This is a genomic window from Micromonospora sp. NPDC050980, from assembly GCF_040653835.1.
GTDB lineage: Bacteria > Actinomycetota > Actinomycetes > Mycobacteriales > Micromonosporaceae > Micromonospora.
In genome coordinates this window covers 127,121-142,890 of record NZ_JBFAGS010000003.1, presented here as the reverse complement: position 1 = coordinate 142,890, position 15,770 = coordinate 127,121, and the positions used below count along the sequence as shown (strand labels likewise).

Below are 15,770 nucleotides of genomic sequence, written 5' to 3'. Positions count from 1 at the left end.
GGGGCCCCCGGTTAACGCGCGCCGGCGTCAGGCGCGTGGGGGTGCGGCGGTGAAGGCGGTCCAGGCGGCGGGCGGGAACACCAGCACCGGGCCGGTCGGGTCCTTGGAGTCGCGTACCGCGACCGACTCCGGCAGCGACGCCATCTCCACGCAGGCGCCCTCGTCGCCGCTGTGGCTGCTCTTGCGCCAGCCGGTCGGCGTCGGGTGGGGCCGGTTCGTGCCGTTCATGTGGTCACCTCTCGTTCAACAGACGAAGGAGCTGGTCCCGAGTGGCCGCCGGGCTCAGCGCCACGGTCCGCAGGTGCTCCATGATCTTGGTGCAGGTGCGCAGGTCGCCCGGCCGGTCGAGGACCATCTGACCGGCGACCGTCTCCACCGAGGCGATGATCGGGTCCTCGGGGTCGGCGAACTCCAGGATGTGCAGCGATCCCCGGGTGCCCCGGTGGTAGCCGGCGGCGAGCGGGATCACCTGCACGGTGATGTTCGGCAGCTCGGCCATCTTGAGCAGGTGGTGGAGTTGGTCGGCCATCACCGGGGGGCCGCCGACCGGGCGCAGCAGCGCGCCCTCGTCGATGATGGCGTCGAGGATCGGCGGGTCCTCCCCGGTGACGCGTTGCTGGCGGTCCAGCCGGAGCTGGACGCGTTGTTCGACCTGCTCGTCGCTGAGCGTGTGCGGGCCGCCGCGCATCACCCCGCGGATGTAGTCGGCGGTCTGGAGCAGGCCCGGCACCACCGACGGCTCGAAGTTGGCGATGCCGGTGGCCTCGGCCTCCAGCGCGATGAAGTCGATGGTGCGGCGGTCGAGCAGGTAGGAGTAGGACACCCACCACCCGGGCTTGCGGGCGTCCCGGGCCAGTTGCACCGCCGCGGCGATCTCGTCGGGTCCCACGCCGTAGCTGGTGAGCAGCGCGCGTACGGTGGCCGGGCTGACCAGCGTCTGGGCGTTCTCGTAGCGGGACAACGTGCTCCGGGTGCTGTTGATCTCGTCGGCCGCGGTCTCCAGGGTGAGGCCGGCGGCCTCCCGGTAGGTACGCAGGGCGATGCCGAGCCGTCGGGCCCGGGCGGTCTTCGGCGCCATGCATCGATGGTCGCACATCCGCTGGGAAAGTGGGCATGAGAGAACATCCGTGAGAGTTGCATTCATGCCTGTCCACCTGTCAATCTGTGACGGCGTCCTCACCACCGGTTGTCGTGGCGACGGTGGTGGTGAGTGACCGGAGGGGATGGGGCGCGCGACGATCGGGTTTTACTCCCCCACGACCCGATCGTCGCGTGCCCGTTCCGGGCCGCCAGACGGGGAGGGGATCGCGATGACGACGACGGTCAACCGCCCCGGCGACGCGGGTGGCCGCATGACCCGCTACCTCGTGGTCCTCACCGACGTGCGACCGGCCGACGGCCACGAGCGCGACGAACGCACCACCCCGGAGCGCCGCCGGCAGGTCGTCGGCGCGAGCAGCCGGGAGGCCGCCGACCGGATCGCCAACGCGTTCATGGCGCTGGGCATGGTCCGCGCCGGTCGCCAGCGGGTCAAGGTCATCGCGGTCGGCCGTCGACCCCGTCACCCGGCCCCCTGAACCACACCGGGCCCGACCCCGTGCACGCGGCGACCGGGGTCGGGGAGCCGGGCGGCCGGTGGCAGGTCCCGCCACCGGCCGCCCGGGCCGCCGCGTCGTTACTCCCCGTACAGGTCGCCTTGACCGGTTGCCACCCGGCTCCGCTTTCCCCGGGTATCGGCCGCCGCTGCCGACAACGCACAGTAAGGTCAACCGGGTGAGCGCCACCGGCGAGCACGGCCAGCCGCAGCCGCGAACGATGAGGTGACCATGACCACCCCAGGCAAGACCCGTGTGGCGATCGTCTTCGGCGGCCGCAGCCCCGAGCACGGCATCTCCTGCGTCAGCGCCGGCAGCGTGCTGGCCGCCCTCGACCCGGACGAGTTCGAGGTCGTCCCGGTCGGCATCACCCGGCAGGGCCAGTGGGTGCTCGCCGACGGCGACCCGACGCGGCTCGCCATCGCCGACCGCCGGTTGCCCGAGATCACCGCCGGCTCCGGCACCGAGCTGGTGCTGCGCGCCGACCCGGCCGCCGGTGGCCTGATGGTGCTCGACCCGGCCCAGGGCCCGGTGGCGCTGGCCGACGTCGACGTGGTCTTCCCGGTGCTGCACGGCGCATACGGCGAGGACGGCACCATCCAGGGCATGCTGGAGATGGCCGACATCCCCTACGTCGGGGCGAACGTGTTCGCCTCCGCCGCCGCGATGGACAAGGAGTTCACCAAGAAGCTCTGCGCGGCCGAGGGCATCCCGGTGGGCCCGTACGCGGTGCTGCGCGCCGGGATGTCGCTGAGCGACGAGGACAAGGAGCGCCTCGGGCTGCCCGTCTTCGTCAAGCCGTCGCGGGCCGGCTCCTCGTTCGGCATCACCAAGGTCGACGACTGGGAGCGACTGGACGCCGCCCTGGCCACCGCGCGAGAGATCGACAGCAAGGTGCTGGTCGAGGGCGCGGTGGTGGGGCGCGAGATCGAGTGCGGCGTGCTGGAGGGCGAGGCCGGTGGTGCGCCCGAGGCGTCCGTGCTCGCCGAGGTGCGGATGATCGGCGACCGCGACTGGTACGACTTCGAGGCCAAGTACATCTTCGCCGACGAGGTCTGCGAGTACGACGTCCCGGCCGGCCTGCCCGACGCGGTCACCCGGCAGGTGCGCGACTACGCCACCCGCGCCTTCACCGCGCTGGACTGCTCCGGCCTGGCCCGGGTCGACTTCTTCGTCACCCCGGAGCTGGAGGTCTATCTCAACGAGATCAACACCATGCCGGGCTTCACCCCGACGTCGATGTTCCCGCGCATGTGGGCGGCCAGCGGGCTGGAATATCCGAAGCTGGTCAACCGCCTGATCCGCACCGCCCTGCACCGCCGCGCCGGCCGCTGACGGCCGACGCCCCGGTCAGCCGGAGCAGCCCGAGGGAGCCTGCTTCGCCGAGGGGACCGCGCTGACGATCGCGTCGGAGATCGGGGCAACCCACTGCAACGGCTGCTCGTAGGTCTTCGGCACCCGCACCTGGATCGGGGTCTCCCGGTCGACGGCGGTCAGCACCGTGGCGTCGGCCTCCTGCACCGGGTGCCAGCAGACCTTGTTGACGGTCCACACCTCGTCGGTGTCCGGGAAGCATCCGGCGGGCAGGTCGCCGCCGGCCGCGGGTGACGGGCAGGGCTTGACCGGCGCGTCGCCGCCGCAGGCCACGGTGAGCGCCGGATCGCCGAAGGCGGCGTTCTGCTCCGGGCCCGCGGTCACCGGACGCTGCCGCAGGTCACGCACGCTGTCGGGCAGTTGCGACACCAGCGCGCGGCAGAGCACGGCCGGGCGCTGGGCCAGCGCCGGGGCGGGCAGCTCGACCGGCGCGCTCGACTGGGGCCGGGGACTGGCCGAGGCGCTCGGCGTGGCCTCCGGCGACTCGGGCGCCAGCTTGGCGAACGTGAAGCCGGCCACCGCCACGGTCACCGGCACCGCCACCAACGTCGCCCAGAGGGCGGCCCGGCGGGTGCCGGGGTCCCGGCGGGGGGTGGTCTCCGTCTCTTCCACTTACAGCCGCACCACCGAACACGTGAGGGTGCGGGTGATGCCGGGCACCATCTGCACCTTGCTGACAATGAGTTTGCCCAGCTCGTCGACCGTGTTCGCCTCGGTGAGCACGACCACGTCGTAGGGCCCGGTGACCGCGTCGACCCGAACCACGCCGGCAAGGTCCGCGATCAGACCGGCCACGTCACGCGCCCGACCGACCTCGGTCTGGATGAGGATGTACGCCTGTACCACGACTCGACCTCCGTCCGTCGCCGCCAGGGGCGGCCCGAAGGGTGAAACTACCGCACCGAGCGGGGCTGATCCCTATCGGTCGCCTGGTGGACGGGGTGAGCGAGCACACGCCGGTACGGGGACAGGGATGGCAACGTGCGGGACGACGGAGCGGGACGAGGGGACGGCATGACGGTCGCGGGTGTCGGGGAGTTCGGGCTGATCGACCGGGTGACCGCCCGGCTGTCGTACGGGGAGAGCTGCCTGCTCGGCCCCGGCGACGACGCGGCGCTGGTGGCGGCGCCGGACCGGCGGGTGGTCGCCTCCACCGACGTGCTGGTCGAGGGGCGGCACTTCCGCCGGGACTGGTCGTCGGCGCGGGACGTGGGGCACCGGGCGGCGGCGGCCAACCTGGCCGACGTCGCCGCCATGGGCGCCACCCCGACCGCGCTGCTGGTCGCGCTCTGCCTGCCGGCCGAGCTGGACCCGGCCTGGGCCGAGGAACTGGCCGACGGGCTGGGCGCGGAGGCCGCGCTGGTCGGCGCGAGCGTGGTCGGCGGGGACATGTCGGCCAGCCCGACGCTCACCGTCGCGGTGACCGCGCTCGGTGACCTGGCCGGCCGGGCGCCGGTGGTCCGCTCCGGGGCCCGGCCGGGCGACCAGGTGGCGCTCGCCGGGCGGACCGGCTGGGCGGCGGCCGGCTTCACCGTGCTGTCCCGCGGCTTCCGCACGCCCCGCCTGCTGGTCGAGGCGTTCCGCCGGCCCGAGGTGCCGTATGCCGCCGGGCCGGCGGCGGCGGCGGCCGGCGCCACCGCCATGATCGACGTGTCGGACGGGCTGCTCGCCGACCTCGGGCACGTGGCGGCGGCCAGCGGGGTGGCGATCGACCTGAGCCGGGACGGGTTCGAGGTGCCCCGGCAGATGCGCGACGCGGCACAGGCGCTCGGCGTCGACCCCTACTCCTGGATCCTGGCCGGTGGCGACGACCACGCCCTGGCGGCGACGTTCCCGGCGGGCGCGGCGCTGCCGGACGGCTGGCGGCCGGTCGGTCGGGTGACCGACGGCGCCGGGGTCACCGTCGACGGCGCCGACTACGCCGGCCCGCGCGGCTGGGACCACTTCCGCTAGCCGGGCCGCCGTGATCTGCGTCCGTCCTCGGCGGCGCGGGCGGAGCCGGCGCCGGGGGCGGTCGTAATCTGGCACGGTGAGCGAGATCGAGATCCTCCCGCGGCGCTTCGACGCGCCGGAGTCGCAGGCGTTGATCCGGGCGGCGCTGGCCGACCTGGGCGCGCGGTACGGCGGCAGCGGCGACGAGACGCCCGTCGACGCCGCCGAGTTCGTCCCGCCGGCCGGCGCCTTCCTGGTCGCCTACCTGGCCGGGCAGCCGGTGGGCTGCGGCGGCTGGCGCAGCCACGGCGAGGACGGCGACACGGCCGAGCTGAAGCGGATGTACACCGCGCCCGCCGCCCGGGGGCGGGGCGTGGCCCGGTCGGTGCTCGCCGCGATCGAGCGGTCCGCCCGCGACGCGGGCCGCAAGCGGATCGTGCTGGAGTGCGGCGACCGGCAGCCCGAGGCGATCGCCATGTACACGTCGTCCGGCTACGAGCGGATCCCGAACTTCGGCTACTACCAGGACGAGCCGGGCTGCCTGTCGTTCGGCCGCACGCTCTGACCGTCAGCCGACGGTGATGCGGATCTCCCCGGCGGCGCGGCGGGCCGCGACCGCCGCCTCGTCCGGGGTGGCGCCCCAGGCCATCAGGTGCCCGCTGCGGTGCGCCGAGGAGAGCAGCTCGGGCACGGTCTGCCCGACCTTCGTCTCGACCTGCACGTCGAGCACGCCGGGCACCCGCAGCGCGGCCCGCCGGCCGTCCACCGCGGTGACCCGGCCGGGCGGGGCGATGAGGAACTCGATCGCCGCCGCGCCGGTCGGCCGCCGCGGCAGCGCCGGCCGTTCGCCGCACAGCACCCGCAGGTACGCCTCGATGACGTCCCGCTCGTAGGCGATCGAGATGAGCGCGGTGATCATGTCGCCGGGCATCCGGGCCGCGCACTCGACGAGCGTCGGCACGCCCTCGATGAGGATCCACTCGCTGTGCAGCATGCCGCTGCGGAAGCCGGCCGCCTCGGCGAGGCGGGTCGCCGAGGACCGCAGCGCGTCGTGCGCGGCCGGGGGCAGCGCGGACGGCACGGTGTGCCCGGTCTCCACCGGGTACCGGCCGCCGGCGACCCGCTTGTCGGTGACGTTGGCGAAGAGCACGTCGCCGTCGGCGACCAGCAGCTCCACACTGTGCTCCGAACCGACCAGCAGCTCCTCGACCAGCACGCCGGTGGGCAGGCCCCGCTCGGTGGCCTCGGCCGGCTCGGGCGGGGTGGCGCTGGCCGCCCAGCGGGCCGGCAGCTCGGCCGGGTCGGTGATGAGCTGCACGCCCAGGCTGCCCGAGCGGCGGGTGGGCTTGAGCACGCACCGGCCGCCGTGCGCGCGGGCGAACGCGACCGCCCGGTCCGGGTCGTCGACCAGCTCGTAGGCGGGGTTGGCCAGGCCGATCCCGTCGGCGAGCAGGCGCATCCGGTGCTTGTCGGAGAAGACGTCCGCGGCGTCGACCCCGGCGCCGGGCAGGCCGAGCCGCTCGGCCAGCCGGGCGGTGGCGCCCACCGCGTACTCCAGGCCGGGCAGGGCCAGCCGCGCGCCGGCCAGGCCGGGCTCCCGGGCGAGCAGGTCGTCGACGTCCAGGCCGGTCTGGTATTCCGCCGCCACCAGGCGGCCGATCAGCGGCAGCTCGGCGGCGAACCGGGCCAGGTCGCGGCGGCGGATCACGTCCGGCTCCTCGACCAGCACCACACTGCCGGCCGGCAACTCCTGGTCGAACCAGCGCAGCGAGCCGAACGACCCGCCGACCATCACCAGTTGCTCGCGGCCCAGATCGAGGTGCACCGGTCGTTCCTCCCCACGGTTCGCGCCGGAACCGGACGGGCGGCGCAGCAGCACCCTAACCGGCGGGCGCCGGCGGGTCGCCGTACGGTCGGTCAGCCGTCGCCGCTGGTCGGTGGAGACGGCAGAAGCCGGCGACCCCCTCGGGGGCCGCCGGCTGCCGACGATGTCCGGTGGGGTGCTGTCGCGTCAGGCGCGGGTGACCTTGCCGGCCTTGATGCACGAGGTGCAGACCTGAAGCTTCTTGGTGGTGCCGCCACCGGCCGGGGTACGCACCGACTGGATGTTCGGGTTCCAGCGGCGGTTGGTCTTCTTCTTGGACCAGGGCACGTTGTGGCCGAAGCCCGGCCCCTTGCCACAGACGTCGCACACGCTAGCCACGGGATACTCCTGGGATTGAAACGTTCATGAGGTCGCCGCCAGGCGCAGCCCGGGCAACCTGGTCAGGTTACCCGATGCCGGTCCGTACGCCCAACCGGCCCTCGGCCGGGGCCGCCCGGCGCACCGGCGCGACGGCCGGACACGCCGGGCGAGCCCGGCGCGTGTCGGTGCGCGCCAGTAGGCTTCCCGACGTGCTGGACACCATCGACGCGGCAGCGGTGCGCCGCTGGTGCACGAGCGGGCTGGCCGCGCTCCAGCGGCACCAGGGCGAAATCGACGGCCTGAACGTCTACCCGGTGCCCGACGGCGACACCGGCACCAACCTGGTGCTCACGCTCACCTCGGCGCAGCAGGCCCTGGCGATGGACCTGGGCACCCTGCCCGACGACGGGCACACCCCGCACGGGCACGCGCTGCGGCTGATGGCCCAGGGTGCGCTGCTGGGCGCGCGGGGCAATTCCGGGGTGATCCTCTCGCAGATCCTGCGCGGCCTGGCCGACACGCTCGGCGCCGCGGCGACGGTCCGGGGCCGTCAGCTCGCCGCCGCGCTGGCCGACGCCACCGCCGCCGCCTACGCGGCGGTCGCCCGGCCGGTCGAGGGCACGGTGCTCAGCGTGGTCGCCGCGGCGGCCGACGCGGCCCGGCGGGCGGACAGCGACGACCTGGGCGCGGTGGCCCGGGCCGCGGCCGAGGCGGCCACCGGGGCGCTGGCGCGCACCCCGGAGCAACTGCCCGAGCTGGCCCGCGCCGGGGTGGTCGACGCCGGCGGGCGCGGGCTGTGTCTGCTGCTCGACGCGCTGGTCGAGGTGGTCACGGGGGAGAGCCCCGACCAGCCGGCGCCCGCGCCGCCCGCGCTGCGCCGGCCCGCCACCGCCACCCGGGAGACCGGCTCCCCGGCGTACGCCTACGAGGTGCAGTACCTGCTCGACGCCACCGACGAGGCGGTGGCGCGGCTGCGCGGCGCGCTGACCCCGCTCGGCGACTCGCTGGCGGTCGTCGGTGACGGCGCCGGCACCTGGAACGTGCACGTGCACGTCAACGACGTCGGCGCCGCCGTCGAGGCGGGCGTGGTCGCCGGCCGCCCGCACCGGATCACGGTGACCCGCTTCGCCGATCAGGCCGCCCCGGCGCCCGCGCCGGCGCGGCCCGACGGCCGGGCCGCCGTGGTGGTGGCGACCGGCGCCGGCCTCGCCGAGCTGTTCGCCGCCGAGGGCGCCGTGGTGTTGCCGGCCAACCCGTCCATCGGCGAGCTGCTCGACGCGGTCCGAGCCACCGGCGCGGCCCGGGTGGTGGTGCTGCCGAACGACCCCAACACGCAGTCGGTGGCGAGCGCGGCGGCGCGGGAGGCGCACGGCCTCGGCGTGAAGGTGAGCGTGGTGCCGACCCGCTCCCCGGTGCAGGCGCTCGCCGCGCTGGCCGTGCGCGACCCGAAGCGACGCTTCGAGGACGACGTGATCGCGATGGCCGAGGCGGCCGGCGCGTGCCGCTACGCGGAGGTCTGCCACGCCGGCCGGGAGGCGCTCACCGTCGCCGGCCCGTGCCGCCCGGGTGACGTGCTGGCCCTGGTGGAGGGCGAGGTGCACCTGATCGGGCAGGATCTGACCGACACCTGCACGGCCGTGGTCGACCGGATGCTCGGTGGCGGTGGCGAGCTGGTCACGTTGCTCTGCGGGGCGGACGCCCCGGCCGGGCTGGCCGACCGGGTCCGCGCCCACATCGAGCGGTCCTGGCCGTTCGTCGAGGTGCAGGCGTACGAGGGCGGCCAGCCGCACTACCCGCTCCTGTTGGGGGTCGAATGACGAGCGAGGCGGCGGCGGCCACGGTGGACACGCCGCTGAAGAAGCTGGTGGGGGAGAAGACCGCGAAGGCGCTCGCCGGTCACCTCGACCTGCACACCGCCGGTGACCTGATCTACCACTTCCCGCGCCGCTACGACGAGCGCGGCGAGCACACCGACATCCGCTCGCTGGACGTGGGGGAGCAGGTGACCGTGCTGGCCCAGGTGCAGCGCACCACGGTCCGCCCGATGCGGCAGCGGCGTGGCAACCTGCTGGAGGTCACCGTCGGCGACGGCTCCGGCGGCGTGCTCACCTGCACCTTCTTCGGCAACCAGGCGTGGCGGGAACGGGAGCTGCGCCCGGGGCGGTGGGGGCTGTTCGCCGGCAAGGTGACTGAGTTCCGGGGCAAGCGGCAGCTCAACGGCCCGGAATACGTCCTGCTCGGCGAGGGCGGCGACGGCGAGGCGGCGGCCAACGAGGAGGTCGAGGAGTTCGCCGGTGCGCTGATCCCGGTCTACCCGGCCGCGGCGGCGGTGCCGACCTGGGTGATCGCCCGCTGCGTCCGGGTGGTGCTGGACACGTTCACCCCGCCGGACGATCCGTTGCCGGCAGGCGTGCGGGCCACCCGCAACCTGGCCGGCATCGGCACCGCGCTGCGCGAGATCCACCGGCCGACCAGCAAGGAGGCGCTCTACCGGGCCCGCCGCCGGCTGAAGTGGGACGAGGCGTTCGCGGTGCAGCTCACCCTGGTGCAGCGCAAGCACCGGGCGGCGGCGTGGCCGGCACGGTCCCGGCCGGCGAAGGCGGGCGGCCTGCTGGACGCCTTCGACGCGCGGCTGCCGTACGAGCTGACCTCCGGCCAGCAGGTGGTGGGCCGGGAGATCGCCGCCGACCTGGCCACCGCGCACCCGATGCACCGGTTGTTGCAGGGCGAGGTGGGTTCCGGCAAGACGGTGGTGGCGTTGCGCGCCATGCTCCAGGTGGTCGACGCCGGCGGTCAGGCCGCGCTGCTCGCCCCGACCGAGGTGCTCGCCGCCCAGCACCACCGGGGCATCCTCGACCTGCTCGGCCCGCTCGGCCGGGCCGGTGAGCTGGGCGCCGCCGACGACGCGACAGGGGTCGAGCTGGTCACCGGCTCGCTCGGCGCGGCGGCCCGGCGGCGGGCCCTGGCCGAGGTGGCGGAGGGCCGGGCCGGCATCGTGCTCGGCACGCACGCCCTGCTCTACGAGGGTGTCGACTTCGCCGACCTGGGCCTGGTGGTGGTGGACGAGCAGCACCGGTTCGGCGTGGAGCAGCGGGACGCGCTGCGCGCCAAGGCCGACCAGCCGCCGCACGTGCTGGTGATGACCGCCACCCCGATCCCGCGTACGGTCGCGATGACCGTCTACGGCGACCTGGAGACGTCCACCCTGTCCCAGTTGCCGCAGGGCCGTTCGCCGATCGCCTCGCACGTGGTCCCGGCCGCCGAGAAGCCGGCCTTCCTCGACCGGGCCTGGCGCCGGTTGCGCGAGGAGGTCGCCAAGGGCCACCAGGCGTACGTGGTGTGTCCCCGGATCGGGGAAGGTCCGGTGTCCGACGAGGAGCCGCCACGCGAGGACGACAACGGTCGACGCCCGCCGCTGGCGGTGACCGAGGTGGCGCCGCTGCTCGCCGAGGGGCCGCTGCACGGCCTGCGGATCGGGGTGCTGCACGGTCGGCTGCCGGCCGACGAGAAGGACGCGGTGATGCGCGCGTACGCCGCCGGCGACCTGGACGTGCTGGTGGCGACCACGGTGGTCGAGGTGGGCGTGAACGTGCCCAACGCCACCGTGATGATCGTGCTGGACGCCGACCGGTTCGGCGTGTCCCAACTGCACCAGTTGCGGGGCCGGGTGGGTCGGGGTTCGGCCGCCGGTCTCTGCCTGCTGGTCACCGAGGCGGCCGAGGGCTCGTCGGCCCGGGAGCGGCTGGACGCGGTGGCCTCCACCACCGACGGGTTCAAGCTGGCCGAGCTCGACCTGGAGCAGCGCCGGGAGGGCGACGTGCTGGGCGCGACCCAGTCCGGCCGGCGTTCGCACCTGCGGCTGTTGTCGCTGAGACGCGACACCGATCTGATCCGGGACGCCCGGGCCGAGGCGATCGCCCTGGTCGAGGAGGATCCGGAGCTGGCCCGCCATCCGGCGCTGGCGGCTTCGGTCGCCGCGCTCGTCGACGCGGAGCGGGCGGAATACCTGGAGAAGGGCTGAGTCACGCTCGGTTAGGCTCCGGCGATGTCGATCTTTTCGCACGATCGCGGTGTGCTGCTACTGGCCCGGGGCGACGAGCTTCTGGTCGACCGGGTCGCCGGGGTGGCCGACGAGGCCACCGGTGCGCCCTGCACCTCGGCCACCCGGTTCCAGATCGCCTCGATCAGCAAGCAGATGGCGGCCGTCGCGGTGCTGTTGCTCGCCGAGCGGGGCGTCCTGCGCCTGACCGACCCGGTGGTGCGCTGGTTGCCCGACCCGCCGTCGGCATGGTCCGGAATCACGCTGCACCACCTGCTCACCCACACCTCGGGCCTCGGTCACTGGGAGGAGCACCCGGCGATCGATCTCGCCGCGCCGGCCGAGCCGGACGCCCTGCTCGCCGCGTTCGCCGCCGTGCCGCCGCTGTTTCCGCCCGGCGGGGGCTGGCACTACAGCAGCCCCGGCTACGTGTTGCTGGCCCGCGCCGTCGAGCGGGCGGCCGGGCGACCCTATGCCGAGTTCCTCGCCGAGGAGGTCTTCGCGCCGCTCGGCATGACGGGCAGCTTCGCCGGGTCGGGCGACGGACGGCCGGACGTGGCGGTCGGGCACGAGGGGGGCCGGCCGGTGCCGTCGTGGGACCTGGCGACCGTGAGCATGGGCGCCGGTGACGTCTGGTGCACCGGGGCGGACCTGCTCACCTGGCTCGACGTGCCACGTCGGGGCCGGTTGCTCGCCCCGGCCTCGGTGGCCGCGATGACCGCGCCGCACGCGCCGACCGGCCGGCCCGGCGAGGCGTACGGCTACGGGTTCTTCGTCGGCCCGCTGGCCGGCCGGCGGGCGGTCCACCACTCCGGCGACAACGGCGGCTACAAGGCGTTCGCCGCCTGGCTGCCCGACACCGACCACCGCCTGGTGCTGCTGACCAACCAGGCCGAGATCGATCCGGTGGCGGTCACGTCCGTGCTCGACTCCGACCCGGCGTGATCCACACCAGCTCGGCGTGGTGGGGGTGTCCCGCGTGGTATGACACCGCCACCTCGGCGTGCTGGAGTGGACCATGCGGCGAGGGCGCGCCGACCGGGTGGTCGACGCGCCCTCGACGGTGAAGCTGATGGGTCAGGCGGTGAAGCTGATCCGGCGACGGCGGGCCACCACGTGGAGCACCGCGCCGGCGCCCAGCAGCAGCACGGCGCCACCGGCGATGGCGCCCGCGGCCGGGCCGGTCACCGGCAGGCCGCCGCCCTGGCCGGAGCAGTCCTCCGGCTGGGTGTACGGGATGGTCTCGGAGTCTTCGACCACGTCGTACTTCACGGTGACCTTGAGGCCCCGGTAGGCGTCGAACTCGACCGAGGCGGTCCTGCCCGGCTCGGAGACGAGCTTCTCGGTGACGCCCTTCTCGGTGGTCAGCGTGGCGGTGAAGGGGACGCCGTTCGCCGGGTTCTCCACGGTGAAGGTCATCGAGTCGCAGTCCTGGTCCAGCTTGAAGATCGGCTCGGCCGGGGCGGAGGGCGTCGCGGACGGGCTCGGCGGCGTGGACGCGGACGGCGTCGGGGTGGGCGTCGGCGGCTCGCTCGACTCCGGCGTCGCACTCGGCGTCGGCGTCGGGGTGCTCGGCGACGGTGCGGGGCTCTCCTCGACCTCGCAGTTCCGGGTGGGCTGGGCCACCACGGTGCGCTCACCGTCGTGCGACTGCCGGCCCCGGTCCCAGTGCGCCCCGACGGTCAGCTTGAGTTCGGGGATCTCACCGCTGAACGTGTGGGTCTGGGTGCCGGTCAGCGGCCCCTCGCTCTGCTTCTTCAGTTCCGCGCCAACGGTCAGGCCGCCGGTGATGTCGCCGGGCACGGTGGATTCGAGCTTGGTGATCCGGCCCGAGATGTCGCGCTCGCTGCTGATCACCGACCAGGTGACGGTGACCTTGCCGTCCTTGGTGGCGCAGTAGCTGCCGGAGGGCTCGGGGTGGTGGGCGGCGGCCGGGGCGGCGGCGGTGGCCACACCCGCGAGGCCGATCAGCGCGCCGGCGGCAACCGCCACGGCACGCCGGAGGTGGAGACGGTTCACGTCTTCTCCTGAGGGGGAGGATGGGAGAGGGGCGCGGCGGACGGACCGGAGTCGCGCGTCCGCACGGCAACCGGGCAGACCCTAGCGAGATCGACACCGTGGGCGTTACCGCGATCTACAGGTCGTAAAGGGTCCGTTATGAATTCGAGATCATTGATGCACGTGGGGTCACCGGCCGTCGCTGCGGGTGGTGTGCCGCGGGTTTCCTCCGGTCGCGTAGCGTCGGGGCATGCGCAGGGGACGACGGTGACCCGGATCGTGGCCGGCACGCTCGGCGGGCGGCGGATCGCCGCGCCGCCCGGCGCCGGCACCCGGCCCACCTCGGACCGGGTGCGGGAGGCGCTGTTCAGCGCCGTGCAGGCCGACCTCGACCTGGCCGGGGCGCGGTTCGCCGACCTCTACGCCGGCTCCGGCGCGGTCGGCCTGGAGGCGCTGTCCCGGGGCGCGGCCCACGTGCTGCTGGTCGAGTCGGACGCCCGGGCCGCCCGGGTGATCCGGGAGAACGTCGCCGCGCTGCGGGCCGCCCCGGCCGCGCGGCTGGTCACCGGGAAGGTGGGCGGCGTGCTGGCGGCCGGCCCGGACGGCGGGCCGTACGACGTGGTCTTCGCCGATCCGCCCTACGCGACGCCGGAGGCGGAGATCAGCGCGATGCTTGCCGCGCTCGTCGACGGCGGCTGGCTCGCGCCGGACGCCATGGTGGTCGTGGAGCGGTCCAGCCGCACCGGGGCGGTCGGCTGGGTGGAAGGCGTCACTGCGGACCGCAGTCGCCGCTACGGCGAGACCACCCTTTGGTACGGTCGCCGATCATGAGACGTGCGGTCTGCCCGGGCTCGTTCGACCCGGTCACCAACGGTCACCTCGACATCATCGGCCGGGCCAGCCGGCTGTTCGACGAGGTGATCGTCGGCGTGCTGGTCAACCAGTCGAAGCAGGGGTTGTTCACGGTCGAGGAGCGGATCAAGATGCTCCGCGAGGTGACCTCCTCGTACGACAACGTCCGGGTGGAGTCGTTCCGCGGCCTGCTCGTCGACTTCTGCCGGGACCAGCGGGCGAGCGTGCTGATCAAGGGCCTGCGTGCGGTCAGCGACTTCGACTACGAGTTGCAGATGGCCCAGATGAACGTCGGTCTGGCCGGCGTGGAAACGCTCTTCATGCCGACCAACCCGCTCTACTCGTTCCTCTCCTCCAGCCTGGTCAAGGACGTCGCGAAGTGGGGCGGCGACATCTCCGCCCACGTCCCCGACCTGGTCCGCGAGCAGCTCGTGGCCCGCCTGCGCCCCTGATCGGTGCCCACGGTCGACCGGCTCGGGGCGACGCGCCGGGCGGGGGCGGGTGGGGCGGGAGTGGTCGGGGCGCGACATGATGGGGGCAGCGCCGAAACCGGGCGCAGGCCGCATCATGGAGGGCGGCCGACGAAGACAGGGGTGAGGCGCCGGTGGACCCGCTCGATCGCATCGACGAACTGATCGCCATGGTGGAGCAGGCCCGCTCCGTCCCGATGTCGCGCAACAACTGCATGGTCGACCGCGGCGAGATGATCGCGGCGCTCGACGAGATGCGCGCGGAGCTGCCCGCCGACCTGCGCCGCGCCGCCGCGCTGCTGGAGGAGCGGGACAAGATCATGGAGGCCGGCAAGCGTGAGGCCGACCGGATCATCAGCGAGGGTGAGGCGGAACACGCCCGGCTGGTCTCGGTGAACGAGATCACCGTCTCGGCCGAGCACGAGGGCGCCCGGATCATCGCCGAGGCGCGGGCCGAGGCGCAGCGCCTCCGCGAGGAGGTCGACGACTACGTCGACACCGCGCTGGCCAACTTCGAGCAGTTCCTCACCCGGGCGTTGGCCTCGATAGAGCGCGGCCGGGACAAGATGCACGCGCTGCGGGAGATCGGCACCTTCGCTGGGGACGAGGCCGACCGCCCGCTACCCTTCTGAGCGGCGCGCCGGCCGGTCGCCGACAGCCGGCTGCCGCCGGACCGGGGCGGATGCGCCCCCGGTTCGACGGTCCGCCCCCCAGCCAGGTAACCTTTTTTGTCGGCCTCTCACCGGCCGGAGTCTGACTATGCCCAAACATTCGCCAAGCCATCTCGACCCCAGGGCGCCGCTGGTCCTCGACACGAGGGACCTGCCGCGTCGCCCTGGCGCGTTGCGTACGCTCCAGCGGGTCGTGACGGCACCGGCGGACCTCGGCGTGGAGCTGATCGGCGTGCCGGAGGGCGCGGACCTCGACCTCGACCTGAGGTTGGAGTCGGTGTCCCAGGGCGTGCTCGTCTCCGGGACCGTCACCGGTCCCGTCCGGGGCGAGTGCGGGCGCTGCCTGCGCGAGATCGACGACTCGGTGGCCGTGACCGTCCAGGAGCTGTACGCGTACGAGGACAGCACCACGGACGAGACGACCGACGAGGACGAGGTGGGCCGGATGCAGGGCGATCTGATCGACCTGGAGCCGGCGGTGCGGGACGCGGTGGTGCTCGCGCTGCCGACCAATCCGCTCTGCCGGGAGGACTGCCCAGGTCTGTGCCCCGACTGTGGGGTGCACTGGGACGATCTGCCGGCCGACCACAGTCACCAGCAGGTCGACCCCCGTTGGGCGGGCCTGTCGCAACTGACCCGTACAGAGGAGTAGGA

At 74.1% G+C, this 15,770-nt stretch carries 18 protein-coding genes; 11 read left to right on the top strand and 7 right to left on the bottom strand.

What is annotated here, in order from left to right:
• Positions 1-27: 27 nt before the first annotated feature.
• The gene (locus AB0H28_RS07070) at positions 28-228 is read right to left on the bottom strand and encodes a DUF397 domain-containing protein (protein ID WP_358035451.1); all 201 of its coding nucleotides are present in this window, start codon (positions 226-228) and stop codon (positions 28-30) included.
• Positions 229-232: 4 nt separating this feature from the next.
• Entirely contained in the window at positions 233-1,078 is an 846-nt protein-coding gene (locus AB0H28_RS07065) for a helix-turn-helix transcriptional regulator (RefSeq protein WP_358035448.1), read from the bottom strand.
• Between the two features lie 274 nt (positions 1,079-1,352).
• Between AB0H28_RS07065 and AB0H28_RS07060 the strand changes: the two genes are divergently transcribed.
• Both AB0H28_RS07060 and AB0H28_RS07055 read left to right on the top strand, forming a co-directional pair.
• On the top strand, positions 1,353-1,577 hold the full coding sequence (locus tag AB0H28_RS07060; RefSeq protein ID WP_358035942.1) for a hypothetical protein: 225 nt from the start codon (positions 1,353-1,355) through the stop codon (positions 1,575-1,577).
• Positions 1,578-1,826: 249 nt separating this feature from the next.
• Positions 1,827-2,930, top strand: a complete 1,104-nt coding sequence (locus tag AB0H28_RS07055; protein ID WP_358035446.1) for a D-alanine--D-alanine ligase family protein — start codon at positions 1,827-1,829, stop codon at positions 2,928-2,930.
• Positions 2,931-2,945: 15 nt separating this feature from the next.
• Here AB0H28_RS07055 and AB0H28_RS07050 read toward each other — a convergent pair whose 3' ends face one another.
• Positions 2,946-3,581 (bottom strand): DUF3515 family protein, encoded by a 636-nt coding sequence (locus tag AB0H28_RS07050; RefSeq protein WP_358035443.1) that lies wholly within the window; start codon positions 3,579-3,581, stop codon positions 2,946-2,948.
• A complete protein-coding gene (locus tag AB0H28_RS07045) occupies positions 3,582-3,815 on the bottom strand; it encodes an Lrp/AsnC ligand binding domain-containing protein (RefSeq protein WP_013284547.1) in 234 nt (77 codons plus the stop codon).
• A gap of 168 nt (positions 3,816-3,983) precedes the next feature.
• On the opposite strand from AB0H28_RS07045, the gene AB0H28_RS07040 reads away from it, so the two are divergent.
• Positions 3,984-4,922, top strand: a complete 939-nt coding sequence (locus tag AB0H28_RS07040; protein ID WP_358035441.1) for a thiamine-phosphate kinase — start codon at positions 3,984-3,986, stop codon at positions 4,920-4,922.
• A gap of 76 nt (positions 4,923-4,998) precedes the next feature.
• Entirely contained in the window at positions 4,999-5,466 is a 468-nt protein-coding gene (locus AB0H28_RS07035) for a GNAT family N-acetyltransferase (RefSeq protein ID WP_358035438.1), read from the top strand.
• 3 nt (positions 5,467-5,469) lie between these two features.
• Here the strand turns inward: AB0H28_RS07035 and AB0H28_RS07030 are convergent, their stop codons facing one another.
• Positions 5,470-6,726, bottom strand: coding sequence for an ATP-grasp domain-containing protein (locus AB0H28_RS07030; RefSeq protein ID WP_358035436.1), 1,257 nt, complete (start codon positions 6,724-6,726; stop codon positions 5,470-5,472).
• A 186-nt stretch (positions 6,727-6,912) separates the two neighbouring features.
• Positions 6,913-7,104, bottom strand: a complete 192-nt coding sequence (gene rpmB / locus AB0H28_RS07025) for a 50S ribosomal protein L28 (protein WP_046569512.1) — start codon at positions 7,102-7,104, stop codon at positions 6,913-6,915.
• 191 nt (positions 7,105-7,295) lie between these two features.
• Here rpmB and AB0H28_RS07020 point away from each other — a divergent pair, with 191 nt between their 5' ends.
• The 3 genes from AB0H28_RS07020 to AB0H28_RS07010 are packed head-to-tail and all read left to right on the top strand — an operon-like array spanning position 7,296 to position 12,070.
• The gene (locus AB0H28_RS07020; RefSeq protein ID WP_358035940.1) at positions 7,296-8,903 is read left to right on the top strand and encodes a DAK2 domain-containing protein; all 1,608 of its coding nucleotides are present in this window, start codon (positions 7,296-7,298) and stop codon (positions 8,901-8,903) included.
• Positions 8,900-11,107, top strand: coding sequence for an ATP-dependent DNA helicase RecG (gene recG, locus AB0H28_RS07015; RefSeq protein ID WP_358035434.1), 2,208 nt, complete (start codon positions 8,900-8,902; stop codon positions 11,105-11,107). Before AB0H28_RS07020 ends, recG begins: the two co-directional genes overlap by 4 nt.
• A gap of 24 nt (positions 11,108-11,131) precedes the next feature.
• Positions 11,132-12,070 carry a serine hydrolase domain-containing protein gene (locus AB0H28_RS07010; protein WP_358035431.1) on the top strand — a complete coding sequence of 313 codons (939 nt, stop codon included), beginning with the start codon at positions 11,132-11,134 and terminating at the stop codon, positions 12,068-12,070.
• Between the two features lie 132 nt (positions 12,071-12,202).
• Here AB0H28_RS07010 and AB0H28_RS07005 read toward each other — a convergent pair whose 3' ends face one another.
• Positions 12,203-13,144, bottom strand: coding sequence for a cell wall anchor protein (locus AB0H28_RS07005; RefSeq protein ID WP_358035429.1), 942 nt, complete (start codon positions 13,142-13,144; stop codon positions 12,203-12,205).
• Positions 13,145-13,390: 246 nt separating this feature from the next.
• Here AB0H28_RS07005 and rsmD point away from each other — a divergent pair, with 246 nt between their 5' ends.
• The 4 genes from rsmD to AB0H28_RS06985 all read left to right on the top strand — a co-directional run bounded on the left by rsmD (position 13,391) and on the right by AB0H28_RS06985 (position 15,768).
• Positions 13,391-13,954 (top strand): 16S rRNA (guanine(966)-N(2))-methyltransferase RsmD, encoded by a 564-nt coding sequence (rsmD, locus tag AB0H28_RS07000; RefSeq protein WP_358035426.1) that lies wholly within the window; start codon positions 13,391-13,393, stop codon positions 13,952-13,954.
• On the top strand, positions 13,951-14,427 hold the full coding sequence (gene coaD / locus AB0H28_RS06995; protein WP_358035423.1) for a pantetheine-phosphate adenylyltransferase: 477 nt from the start codon (positions 13,951-13,953) through the stop codon (positions 14,425-14,427). The genes rsmD and coaD overlap by 4 nt, the downstream gene beginning before the upstream one ends.
• 152 nt (positions 14,428-14,579) lie before the next feature.
• Positions 14,580-15,077, top strand: coding sequence for a hypothetical protein (locus AB0H28_RS06990; RefSeq protein ID WP_358035421.1), 498 nt, complete (start codon positions 14,580-14,582; stop codon positions 15,075-15,077).
• Between the two features lie 127 nt (positions 15,078-15,204).
• Positions 15,205-15,768, top strand: coding sequence for a YceD family protein (locus AB0H28_RS06985; protein WP_358035418.1), 564 nt, complete (start codon positions 15,205-15,207; stop codon positions 15,766-15,768).
• The last annotated feature ends 2 nt before the right edge of the window (positions 15,769-15,770 follow it).